Annotated in this window: 11 protein-coding genes; 5 read left to right on the forward strand and 6 right to left on the reverse strand. The window is 54.0% G+C overall.

What is annotated here, in order from left to right:
• Positions 1 to 12: 12 nt before the first annotated feature.
• Together OHL22_RS09210 and OHL22_RS09215 are read left to right on the forward strand one after the other, a co-directional pair.
• Positions 13 to 1,011 (forward strand): thymidylate synthase, encoded by a 999-nt coding sequence (locus tag OHL22_RS09210; protein WP_263335902.1) that lies wholly within the window; start codon positions 13 to 15, stop codon positions 1,009 to 1,011.
• Between the two features lies 1 nt (position 1,012).
• Positions 1,013 to 1,954 (forward strand): alpha-glutamyl/putrescinyl thymine pyrophosphorylase clade 3 protein, encoded by a 942-nt coding sequence (locus OHL22_RS09215; RefSeq protein WP_263335906.1) that lies wholly within the window; start codon positions 1,013 to 1,015, stop codon positions 1,952 to 1,954.
• On the opposite strand, the gene OHL22_RS09220 is transcribed toward OHL22_RS09215, so the two are convergent.
• From OHL22_RS09220 to OHL22_RS09230, 3 genes are all read right to left on the reverse strand, one after another.
• Positions 1,944 to 2,975, reverse strand: coding sequence for an ImmA/IrrE family metallo-endopeptidase (locus tag OHL22_RS09220; protein ID WP_263335909.1), 1,032 nt, complete (start codon positions 2,973 to 2,975; stop codon positions 1,944 to 1,946). The two genes, OHL22_RS09215 and OHL22_RS09220, sit on opposite strands and share 11 nt — an antisense overlap.
• Before the next feature lie 941 nt (positions 2,976 to 3,916).
• Positions 3,917 to 4,903, reverse strand: coding sequence for a SpoIIE family protein phosphatase (locus OHL22_RS09225; protein WP_263335911.1), 987 nt, complete (start codon positions 4,901 to 4,903; stop codon positions 3,917 to 3,919).
• 241 nt (positions 4,904 to 5,144) lie between these two features.
• Positions 5,145 to 6,170, reverse strand: coding sequence for a sugar phosphate isomerase/epimerase family protein (locus OHL22_RS09230; protein WP_263335915.1), 1,026 nt, complete (start codon positions 6,168 to 6,170; stop codon positions 5,145 to 5,147).
• A 335-nt stretch (positions 6,171 to 6,505) separates the two neighbouring features.
• On the opposite strand from OHL22_RS09230, the gene OHL22_RS09235 reads away from it, so the two are divergent.
• A complete protein-coding gene (locus tag OHL22_RS09235) occupies positions 6,506 to 7,375 on the forward strand; it encodes a transporter (protein ID WP_263335918.1) in 870 nt (289 codons plus the stop codon).
• A 274-nt stretch (positions 7,376 to 7,649) separates the two neighbouring features.
• Here OHL22_RS09235 and OHL22_RS09240 read toward each other — a convergent pair whose 3' ends face one another.
• The 3 genes from OHL22_RS09240 to OHL22_RS09250 form a co-directional block, all read right to left on the reverse strand.
• Positions 7,650 to 8,084, reverse strand: coding sequence for a hypothetical protein (locus tag OHL22_RS09240; RefSeq protein WP_263335922.1), 435 nt, complete (start codon positions 8,082 to 8,084; stop codon positions 7,650 to 7,652).
• A 249-nt stretch (positions 8,085 to 8,333) separates the two neighbouring features.
• Positions 8,334 to 8,723, reverse strand: a complete 390-nt coding sequence (locus OHL22_RS09245) for a type II toxin-antitoxin system VapC family toxin (protein ID WP_263335925.1) — start codon at positions 8,721 to 8,723, stop codon at positions 8,334 to 8,336.
• 1 nt (position 8,724) lies between these two features.
• Positions 8,725 to 8,958, reverse strand: a complete 234-nt coding sequence (locus tag OHL22_RS09250) for a type II toxin-antitoxin system Phd/YefM family antitoxin (protein WP_263335928.1) — start codon at positions 8,956 to 8,958, stop codon at positions 8,725 to 8,727.
• Positions 8,959 to 9,124: 166 nt separating this feature from the next.
• Between OHL22_RS09250 and OHL22_RS09255 the strand changes: the two genes are divergently transcribed.
• Together OHL22_RS09255 and OHL22_RS09260 are read left to right on the forward strand one after the other, a co-directional pair.
• Positions 9,125 to 9,988 carry a TIGR03435 family protein gene (locus OHL22_RS09255; RefSeq protein WP_263335930.1) on the forward strand — a complete coding sequence of 288 codons (864 nt, stop codon included), beginning with the start codon at positions 9,125 to 9,127 and terminating at the stop codon, positions 9,986 to 9,988.
• 462 nt (positions 9,989 to 10,450) lie between these two features.
• A complete protein-coding gene (locus OHL22_RS09260; protein WP_263335932.1) occupies positions 10,451 to 11,665 on the forward strand; it encodes a M24 family metallopeptidase in 1,215 nt (404 codons plus the stop codon).
• Positions 11,666 to 12,017: the final 352 nt, after the last annotated feature.

The raw sequence follows: 12,017 nt of genomic DNA on the forward strand, positions 1-12,017 counted from the left end.
GCTGAGGCCAGCTTGAAAGTAGTAGCAGCTACACTGGACGATCTATTACATGAAGTATTCCGCCGGTTACTGGCTACCGGCAGACCTGTGGTAGCATCCAGAGGCCCAAACTTAGAAAAGACTGGGGCGCTCCTTGAACTGATCAATCCTCGCGCCCGGATGAGCAGGACTGAGTCTCGCTGCCTGCTTTTCAGCGCTCTAGGTGAGCTTCTTTGGTATTTGTCAGGTAGTAACGATCTAGCTTTTATTAAATATTACATTCCAGACTATCCCGAAGATGGTCCTGGCATTTCGACTGTTCGCGCGGCTTATGGACCACGTTTCGAAGAGAAGATCGACTGGGTGATTGATGCCCTACGAGCCAAGCCCAATTCAAGGCGAATCGTAATTCCAATCTACGAACCCATAGATTGCAATCTGGATCACGCGGAGGTTCCTTGCACATGTACGCTCCAGTTTCTTTTGCATGATGACCGTCTGGAGTTGCTCGCACATATGCGTTCCAATGACGCATTCAAAGGGTTGCCGGGGGATATATTTTCATTCACAATGATTCAGGAATTGGTCGGGCGTGCGTTAGGTGTTGAGATCGGGAGGTACAAGCATTTTGTGGGAAGCCTTCATCTCTACGACGAGGATCAACAAAAAGCACGAAACTTCATCGATGAAGGCTGGCAGAGCAAGGCCTCGATGCCTCTCATGCCTCTCGGAGATCAGCGACCTAATCTCGGGCAGTTATTGATACTAGAGGAGGGAATTCGGAACGGTCTAAACCCGGAAACTCCAACCGCACTGCCTGACTACTGGAAAAATTTGGCATATTTACTAAAGATCTATCGTGCTGACAGGGATAAAGCTCCAGCACAAAGAGTGAGGACCTTACGGGCAAAGATGAGCAATTTGGTTTTTGCGCCGTATATCGACAAGCGCCAGCGAAGCGCGGAAAAACGAGATGCGGAATTGCCGCGTCCAACACCGACGCAGCTTTTTACTAATCCAACGAATGAATGACATGAGAACTGAAGACAGAGCCCTTGGAAAGCAACTATCGACTGATCTGCGAAGGTATTCAGAGGAAATCGAAAGGCTTCCTGGCATCGAAGACGATGCTGCGCTAAACACGTTTATCTTCCAAGTCATCGAGAGCATCAGGAGAATTCGCTTCATCGAAGAAGTTGCGAAACGAGATATTTCTTCCGAACGAAGGAATCCAGCCAGTGAGCTCTTCGATCCTATTCGTGCCGCAATATTAGAGAAACGGGCGGGCAATTTCGAAGAGGCATGCTGGTTGGTCTTCCTGTTTACTCACTTCGGCAAGAATCTCAGGAGCGGATATAGGCTATTAAGGGATGTGTATGGAAGGTTAGGCGAGTATCCTCGATGGACTTGGGATGAAACTAGAAACGACGCTTTCGGTTTTCGTCGTTGGTTGGATGCGAATTTGACTGAATTGCGTTCCGGAGCTGTGCATCGTGCTTTTGGTAATCACCGTAAGTATCAGAGCCTTGATCCTTGGAAAGCAAATGGGACTGGAGCAGCGATAGAGAGCTATGTCATATGGGTGATGGGTTACGGTTCACATCAGGAACTTTTTCAGGTTGCTGCTAAAACCACTCACGATGATTCTGAGAAAAGCTTCCGGTATCTTTATGAATCGATGACCGCGGTAATCTCTTTCGGGAGGACGGCACGATTTGACTATCTCTCAATGATCGGCAAGCTAAAGTTAGCGAATATACGCCCAGATTCGGTGCATTTAGGATCAGCGACTGGACCGGTTGATGGCGCCAGCCTGCTCTTCGGCGGTTCGCAAAAAATGGATATCACCAGAAAACAGCTTGAAACATCTGCAGATCAACTCTCTGAATATCTCCACCTTGACAAACAGATAATGGAGGACAGTCTATGCAATTGGCAAAAAAGTCCCACTGTTCCTATCGCATTTAGAGGTTAAGCTCTTCTGCCAAATAGCGAACCTTCATCAGATTGTATGAGCCGTGATTAATTTTTTTATTATGTTGAAGCTGGCCAACAATTAGCCCGGCGGATACGCGACAACGGCGGGCAAAGCGAGCTATTGAGAACTTGTTTGGATGGAGTGCCATTAATTCACCGCGACCGAGCGGATCTAGAATGACGTCCTGAGCAAACGCGTTGGCTTCCTCTTCAATAGCTGACGATTCAGCTTCTTTTTCTTCCACGCAAGCTTCATTTGTATGCAGAACAAGATGCCCAGCCTCATGAAAAAACGAGAACCAAAACTGGTCATCCGACAAGAATCTCGCGCTCAACAAAAGGAGCGCGGTACCGCTTTCGAGTAGATGAGTTGCTCCACTGGCCGCGCACCCTGACACGCAACGAGCGACAACAACTGCAACACCGTGTTTTGCGCACTCTTGCTGTAGAACCGGAATGAAGTGGCGAGGGCTCTTTTCAGGAGTAAGGTTTTTTATTTCTTGTAGGCTCTTTCTGAAGCCGACTTTGTCAAAGGCACCACAGTTCATCTCTTCTGCAATAATTTCACCGTGTCGAATCCAAGCCGTTGTCGAGCCGACACTATTCTCAAAGCTTGCCGACGTTCGGAATTTGGTATGCCCCAATCTGGCTTGATAGTTTTCCCGCCATTCAGTCAAATTTGAAACACCGAAAAACTCAAGTAGCTCTTCTGCTACTTCACCCGACGAAGGCCTTACAAGCCAACCGGCCTTGACCATTTGATTTAGCGGAAAGGAACGAGACCAGCGCGTGAGTTCCGGCGTGGCAAGTTCAATCGCTTTCAGACTTGCATGATACTGCTTATCTCGCTCAAGCCAGAAGCGAGGCGTCGATCCCATCACAGCCGCAAGGCGCTTCGCTAATTCTGAGGAGATATGGAGTTTTCCCGCAAGAAGACCTTTTAGTTCATCCTCGCGTATCGCGAGTGAATCTTGAACATATGCCGATGACAAGCCCCGAGCGCTGATGATGGCCCGCATTGTTTCTCCAGGAGCCGATGCCCAGTTCGGTTGGAAAGTCCCGTCAGTCATTGTTCACCACGACGTCAATCATTTTGATTCTGCTCACCCCATGCCACTTTGTAGTCTGATGCGGCGGTGCTTGCCGATCACGTAGGTGGTTTGATTCGAATAGTGCATATCCTGAGGCACCCAATGGTATTAAAAAGCGCTTTGGATGATCGTCCAGAAGCGTGAAGCCAAGAGGCAGTTCTGTTGGGCTTCTTGCGGCCAAAAGATCAGCCAAACGAGCGTGAAGGGCTGCAGCAACTAAAACGCCTAGCTTGCGAACCGCATGACGCTTGCTCTCCGACAATCTCCGCAACGCTTTTGTAGAGAAGGAAATGATCAAGGTTCTTCGGCAACATGCGTGGGTACATCCGTGTTCTAGCAGTCTATGAAATTCTCTTGCAAGAGCAATCGCAAATGACGTGCAAAAGCTGGTACCAAACTAAAAATCCATTATAGCGAACAAAAGGCGAATAAGCGGAGGTTGCGGCAAGATTTTTCGTCAAATCTAGTCATGCGAAAGGGTTGCCGGAAGGTTGGTCATCAAACATGAGGACTTGGGCCAAGAATGTACGGTGTTTTTCCAACGGCCCATGGCTAAAGTCACTTCTATGTTCAGCCTTGACTTCAGCAGCCTGAAGGCTGCAGCTCCCTCCGGTTCGTGCTGCGCACGAATAGGGTGTTTGAACTGCGGGCATTTGCTATCCCACTCTTTCTACTAAGAACATAGAAAGGATGGGGCACCCGTAAAGTTTTGGTGATTTGAAAATGGAACGACGACAGGGTGCGACTGGCATTGGTGGTACCCACATCTGCGCAAAAACGTGCGTAGATAGGGGGCACCCGCATTTGTGGTGGATTCTGGTGAGTGAGACTTAGGCCACCCGGCAAATGGAGTAGAGAATTGCGCTGCGCTACACGCGCTTACGTACAACTAGCACGGTCATATCGTCGGATGCGGGATGGGTTTCGCGGAATCGAGCTATGTCGTGCAGGACTCCGTCTGCCATTGCTTCCGGTCCGTGTTCGAATCGATCGCGTAGAGAGCTGACGAGGCGTTCTTCCTGATAATCCTCGCCTGCGGGACACTGAGCCTCGGTAATGCCGTCGGAATATAGGACGAGACTTTCGCCTGCGCCGAGAGAGCGATGCGTTATCGTGTATTGGCCACCGCTGAAAAGACCCAGCGGCAGGCCGTTTGAATCGAGCCGCTCGGTTCCCTCCTGCCGCAGAAGCAGCGGAGGGCAATGGCCTGCGTTACAAACTTCAACTCCTGTGAGGGTCGTGCGACCGCATACCAGGGTTGCGTAGTGAGCGGGTCCGGTGCTTTCGCAAAAGAGCCGGTTGGCGCGCGAAACCATCTCCTCCAGAGGCAGATCCATCAACGACAGACTACGAAGGATAGCGCTCAGGTGCGTCATCAATAAGGAAGCCGCGACTCCCTTGCCGGCTACGTCACCGACGGCAAAAAAAAGGGATTGGTGATTGCTTGAATCGGCTGTCTTGACTATCAAATCGCAGTAGTCGCCTCCGACCGCGCCTACGGGCTCATAGCGATATTGCGTTTCCCAGTTATCGAGGGCGATGTTGCGGCATGGCAGAAGCTGAGACTGGATTTGCGTTGCTAAATCGAGATCCTGCTGATGGCTCTTCCGTTCTGCCTGGTTGAGGTGATCGAGACAAAATCGGCAGAGCGGGTTGTGCTTCAACCGGTCTGCCTCGATCGTGTCGTGGCAGCTCTCGCAGATGCCGAACGAGCCAAGCTCGATCCTTTCGAGAGCCGCATCGACCTCGGCGATCAACTCGCTGAGATAGTCATCGGAAACTGTGCCGGAAGCAGCCTGCAGCCGCGAGCGCCGCTCGAGGAGTTGAGGCCGGAATGTGTCAGCTGCGATCGCCATGACCGAATTCATTTTGAGAACTCCTTTCCAGATCTGCGGAAGCGAATCTTCTTTATGCCGTTCCCCTATGGATGCCTCTGGGATCGATCAGGCTCAGAAAATCCTTTGGATGGCGATTGGGTTGAGGGTACAGGGTGGACAAGTCTGACTGGCAACTCGGGGCGGGCAATTTGTGGCTCAGTGATGAGTATGGCGGACGCTCCCGACATCCCATTACACGCATCCGCAACACGCAAATCTCCTAACCGGTGATGTCGACCTGGGGCCAGGTGCCGGGGACTGGGGAGGGTGCGGCGGCGCCGGCTTTGACCAGGGCTTCGTGCATGCCGGTCCAGCTGATGCGGGTGGAGGCTTCTGGTGAGCCGCCGCCTCGCCAGTGGGTTTCGAGGCTGACGGCGTGGCGGTACTTGATCTTCTTGAGAGCTTTGAACTGCCCAACCCAATCCGGAGAGCCTTTGCCTACCGGGGCCCATTCGAATCCTGCTTTGGTATCCGGTTCGGCGATGGCGCACTTCACGTGGCAGTGGCCGATGCGGTCTTTGGGCAGCAGGTCCCAGCCGGCGGGGAAGGCGTCGAGCTCGCCGCGTGCGACGGCGTTGCCGGGGTCCCAGTTGAGCTGGAGCCAAGGTGATTGCACGGCGGCGAGGGTTTGCGCGGCTTCGCGGCCAGTGGCGGTGTTGCACTCGAATTCGTTTTCGAGGACGAGGATCAGATGCTCTTTGCCGACGCGGTTGGCGGCTTCGAGCAGCTTGGCGTTGACGGCGGCGCGGTAGGGCGTGGGGTCGTCGAGACGCCAGAAGTCGAAGCAGCGGATGCGGTCGGTCTTGAAGCGTTTGGCGAGGGCGATGGATTTTTCGAGGAGTTCATCCTGCTCTTTGAGATCTGCGCTTGCGCCGTGCGTATCGGTGCGCGGGCTGGATTTGGAGATGGGCGCGCCGGGGAAGTCGGTCTTGAAGAGCGGACTGGCGATGTCGGTCACTTGCAGCTTGTATTTGCGCAGGGTGGCTTCGGCGCGGGCAAGATCGTCGTCGCCCATGCTGGTGATGTTTTTGCTCCACATGGTGCGGAGCTCGGCGTGGCGCATGCCGAAATCATTGGCGATGACAGAGCAGGCGTGATCGAAGTCGGGCGAGATTTCGTCGGTGATGACGGCCAGCTTGAATTCACAGCTGGTGACGGTGGCGGCGTGGAGTATTTGCGGAAGCGCTGCGGCGATAGCGGCGGCACTCGAGGTCTGCAGGAAGGTACGGCGCGAGAGAGTAGACACTGGAAACTCCGAAATAAGTAAACAGCTAATAGTTGGAAAAACGAGCTGTTGGAGAAGACGAGCCCAAACGGGATTGGGACCAATACACCATAGCAGGCTGAACTTGTCTTGCACCTCTGCGGCGCAAATTCCAATTTGACGAGACTGGAACAGCCACGAATATGCAGGTTGATCCGATGCGGTGAAGGGCAAATTTGCCTGGTCGATATCTCCATCTCTAGATTGAATTCATACCCAACCTTACGGTGGATGCGCCAGGCTATTCACGGACCTAAGCTGTGGTTTAGTTCTTTCCAACTATCAGTATTGAGCGCTTTTTTCAGGAGACCATTCCCTTGCATCTTTTACAGCTTCGTCCTTCGGGGCGCCGCTCCCTCTCTATCGGCAGCTTGTTTTCTGCCCTTCTTCTTGCTTCGACGGTTGTTCAGGCACAAGACAATTTCTTCTCACGCTGGCAGGCGCGCGCAACGGCCACACTTGCGCAGCAGCCCAAGTGGGCTCCGCCAGTGGTTTCGCCGTATCCACAGCTCATCCAGGTTGTGCGTGCGGATTTCTACCGGACAGTCTCGCCCACTCATGTGACCACATGGAACTATGGAGACAGCCGGGGCATCAATCTTATTCCGCTGAAGAATACGGAAGTTGATATCTTCTATCCGGATTACTTTCAGCACAGCAATGCCACAGTCGATGGTTTTGGCGACCTCGGCTTTTCTGGAAAATACCGGTTCCTGTCGCGGAATGAAAAGGAAGGCAATTACGTCGTCAGCGCCTTCATCAACGCGACGGTGCCCACCGGCGATCATAAGAACGGTGCGGCACACCCGACCATTGGACCCTTTGTAGGAGCGGGAAAAGGCTTTGGAAAATTCAACGTCACCTCCTGCTTTGGCGCAGCCATTCCAACGGAGCAAGCGGATACACTGGGCCGCACGTTGTCCTCTAATACCAACGCTCAATACCATTTCGCCAAACAGGGGTGGGTTGAGGTGGAAGATAATGCCTCCTTTTTCAATGGTGGCCCGAATGACGGCAAGAAGCAGAACTTCATTACGCCGGGCGTGCTGGCAGGACCGTTTAAGTTTTATCCAAGCGATCCGAAGCGTCGTGAGGGTCTGATGTTCGGCGCGGCGATACAGATTGCGACTTCGTCGTTCCACACCACCAACCACAATGTCAATTTCACGGCGCGTTATACCTTCTAGCAGGCTGCTGAAAAACGAACTGATTCAGGCATAACCTGCCTCCTGTGGGTCTCTTCAAGCACTCCGTCGCCTGAATTGAGGTTGCAACTCACACAACGCCTTGTCGGCCATAACGCGCAGGGGGCGAAGCGGATGGTCTTGAGGGATTCGCTGCTCAGGGCTTACATAGCTGAATACTTCCAGCTGCTGCCCGTCGTCTCCACGCATCCCTTCTTCTTACCAGCTTGGACCGTGGAAATAGCTAACTTTCTGATTTCAGGAAGCGGTGCGCATCCTACGGAGCACTAGTATTCAGCGGTCCCCCGGTTAGGTTCGCCTGCGCAATCGCCTCTTTACCGCTACTCTGGTAATGTACGCGAAGCTCGGCTGGCTCTTGAAAAGTCTTCTTTACGTTATCGTGGAGGTCGAACCAAATGTCTAGAGCTTCTGTTTTTCCCGGTGGCACTATCAGCGGATACGTTCCGGGCCGTCGAGGCTTGTTTGCGTAAATGACGCTTCGCGCAGCCAGCTCGACACCAGTAACGGCAATCGACGAATCGGACGAATTGGTGACCTTAACTTCCGGCGCATACCAAGTCTCGCCAATTAATGGATGGCTTGTCTTGACGTAAACGGCTACACTCGCTCCTTTTGCCGCTCCAATCGATGAGGTCTGCCGGATCATCATTCCGGGGTCGCATCCAATCGTCAGAACCATCACCGCAGTCAAGAATGCTCCTTCAGCCTTTTTCACTCTCCGTCCCCTCGCACCTACTGCTGCCCTGGGTGATTGTAGCGACTCCCCAAGAAACTCAACCGGGTTTTTCAGCAGCCTGTTAGAGCGATTCCTGAGTCACTGTGTCTTTTTGAGTGCTGCCCTAGATTGCCGATCCCTGATGATGTCGCAGCTTCGGGATACAGCAACTCAGGAGTCTCTGTAGTTTTCGTGCTTTGCACGGTTCTACCGCACGCTTTGACGCTAGGTGATGCTCTTCAATCCGGCATTCGCATACGTGACGATTTCTCGATCAGCGGTAATCAATGTAAGGCCCTCTGCTATGGCCTGCGCGATCAGCAGCCGGTCAAACGGATTTTTATGCAAGGACGGCAGTGAGTAGACTCCGGTGACGTGATTGGGACGCACCGGAAGCACTGTAGCGGAAAGCTGTTCCAGAGCATTGCTCCACCAGACGCGCGGATCACCTACGTCGAGAGACCCTTTCATGCTCTTGATGGTGACTTCCCAGTACGACAGGACGCTCAGGGCATTGTTGCCGGAAAGAATGGCCTTACGAGCCGCGCTGGTGAGCCTTGCCGGATCTCCGGTTGCGAAGAGTGCGATGTTGGTGTCCAGCAGATGGGCAGGCAATCTAAAGTCTCGATCCGAGCAAATCTTCTTCGGTTATCGCCTCATCCCATCCAGGCTTGAATCGAATCTGCCCTTCCATGCCACCCAGAATGACCTTGCGCTTTGTTGGGGGCGGCGGAGCAATCTGCGCCACTGGAACGCCATGACGAGTGATAACGACCTGTTCCCCTGCTTCCACCGCGCGGATCAGTTCGGGCAGCATATTTTTGGCTTCGGCGATGCCAACCGTGGTCATCTATTCATTATAGCCATAAATTATGGCCATAATGCATGGGTAAGGGGAAACAGAGTTCGGGGTTCATGTTGCGTACGAATTAGGTTTGTGGTGGTGGTACGATTTCAGGTTGGACCGCACGGCCAAAACAGTCCGGCGTGAAATTGACGTTAGGCAAGAAGCTTCCGTGAGATCGACTGCAATGACGATGTTTGCCTTTCCAATTCTCCTGGCATCTTTGTTGGTCCCAGGCGTGCACGCTCAATTAGTTCATCCAATCGCTGGACCAACACCTTCGTTTGAGGTAGCCACAGTCAAACCTTCGCCTAACGACTCTCCAAGCACCAACTTCGGAATTGCGCCAGGGAGATTCAGCGCAAGGAGTGCGACGGTCGAAGAGCTAATCAAACTCGCTTACAACGTGAAGGCGAGCAACGGAATTGAGGGAGAGCCGAAGTGGGCGACTTCGGAGAAATTCGATATCCAAGCGAAGATCGACGATACGGAGGCGGAAGCGATGCAGAAGCTTCAGCCTGCACAAAGGCTCGATCAATATCGCCTGATGATGCAATCGCTGCTAACAGATCGCTTTGGCTTAACTACGAGTACGCGCACCAAAATGCTTCCGGTATATGCACTGGTTGTGGCGAAGAACGGACCGAAACTCGAGGTGGTTGAGCACGGGAAAGCGCATATGCCCTCGCTCTGGGGCGGATCGAGAGGAGAGTTGCATGCATCAAGCGTGTCAATGGGTATGTTTGCTGATTGGCTTTCAGGCAACGTCGACGTTGGTGGGCGCCCCATAATCGACCAAACTGGATTAAAGGACAGCTATGACTTCACGCTAAAGTGGACGCGGAATGAAAGCGGAGCAAACGCAATGGCTGGGCTGGGTACAAGCCATCCAGTCACAAGCGTAGTTCCTACAGAACAAGGAGGACCGTCACTATATACGGCACTCCAAGAACAGCTTGGCTTGAAACTGGAATCACGAAAGGGACCCGTTGAGGTACTCGTGATCGATCAACTGAAGCGACCGACGCCGAACTGAAAGATGAATGATTGGCTGGTCGTGCTCAGGATCAGGAAGCACACGAACCAATTCCGGCAATTTTATCTCGGCGTTGGTCAATCATCTTTTACGATCTACGCGGTAGCCGCGATTGACGGATGGCGCAGGTTTCGCATTTGAGACCTGGAGTACTGGGCATCCGTATCCGATCATCTTTCCAGGCCTACGGCTGAAGCATCCACGTGAGGACTTCGACCAAGAGGTGTGGATGCGCGTCAAACGGCCCGCGGCTAAAGCCACTTTCATGTTCAGCCTTGAATTCAGCAGCCTTAAGGCTGCTGCTCCCTCCGGTTCGTGCTGCGCACGAAGTTGGTTTAATGGTGGCGCGAGTGGTGGTGTCCCGGGTCTCAAAATCGAGATCTGGGGCACCTAGCTGAAGCACGTTTTGCCTGCGTCCTGCCCGATACCGCTGAGGCCATTGAAATCGCGTATTCTGTCCCCATGCAATTGGATGCTATTCAGGCCGCGCTGCAGGCCGCTTCGCTGGACGGCTGGCTGTTTTACGACCATCATCATCGCGATCCCATCGGGGAACGCATTCTTGGGCTTGATCCTCATGCGCATGTGACGCGGCGCTGGTATTACCTGGTGCCTGCCGTGGGCGAGCCGCGGAAGCTAGTGCATCGCATCGAGTCACAGCGGCTGGACAGTCTGCCAGGGAGCAAGGGGCTTTACTCAGGCTGGCAGGAGCTGGAAACGACGCTCGACACGATGCTGACGGGCACGCGGCGGCTGGCGATGCAGTATTCGCCGCGCAACGCGATCATGTATGTCTCGATGGTGGATGCTGGGACGGTGGAGTTTTTACGGTCGCTGGGTAAGGAGATCGTGAGCTCGGCAGACCTGGTGAGTCAGTTTGAGGCGGTGCTGACGGCGGAGCAGATGGCGAGCCACACGGTAGCCCAGCGGAAGATTGATGCGATTCTGGCGCAGGCTTTTCGCGAGGTAGGCCGGGTGTTGCGGCCGGCGTCGGGACGACCGGGGAGCATTTCGGAGTTTGACCTGGTGGAATGGTTCTCCGACGCGATGCGCCGCGAGGGGCTGACGTGGGAGAACGGGCCGAATGTGAGCGTGGGGGCGAATGCTGCCGATTCACATTATGAGCCGACGCGGGAGAGATCTCAGCCAATCCGCAACGGCGACTTTCTACTGATCGATATCTGGGCCAAAACCGAAGCGCTGGCGAGCGGCAGGCCGAGCATTCATTACGACATTACGTGGACGGGCGTGATTGGACGCGAGCCGACGGAGCTGGAGCAGCGGGTGTTTGTGGCTGTTCGCGATGCGCGGGATGCAGCTATCAAGAAGATCGAAGATGCTTTTGCAGCGGGGATTCCGATTCGTGGGTTTGAGGCGGATGACGCTGCGCGTGAAGTGATCCGGCGGACCGGGTTTGGCGACTACTTTACGCATCGCACAGGGCATAGCATTGCCACCGATCTGCATGGAGCGGGGGCGCATCTGGACAATCTGGAGACGCATGACGAGCGGCTGATTTTGCCGAATACGTGCTTCTCGGTTGAGCCGGGGGTGTATCTGCCGCCGGGGTATGCCGCGCAGCCGCAGTTTGGGGTGCGGAGCGAGGTGGACATGATGACGGCTCCGGGGAAGGCCTGGGTTACGGGACCGCGGCAGCAGGAGTTGGTGAGGATCTGAGTCTGGCGCGAAAGCCCTGGCTGGCGGTTCTTGTCGACTGGAAAACCGTTCACTATCCTGAAACCCTTTGAACTGCTGCAACAATCAAAACTCGCCTCAGGGGCTGAAGCCCCGATGTGTGTATTGGCTTGATGCCGGGGATAAATCCCCGGCCTACCCTTTTCCTGCCTATCCCTTTTTATGAGTCCGCCCGTACTCCATTGTCGAAGACACCATCGTTGCCGACCGCGGCAACGGAAGCGTGTGCGAATTCGCAAGAGAGCCCGCGGCTGAAGCCGCTTTCTTTTATCGCCGCCATTCAGGGGCATAAATGCCCCTCGGGCTGCCAGCAAAGTCCAGCAGGAGTTGAACT

It is taken from the genome of Acidicapsa dinghuensis (assembly GCF_025685685.1).
GTDB classification, from domain to species: domain Bacteria; phylum Acidobacteriota; class Terriglobia; order Terriglobales; family Acidobacteriaceae; genus Acidicapsa; species Acidicapsa dinghuensis.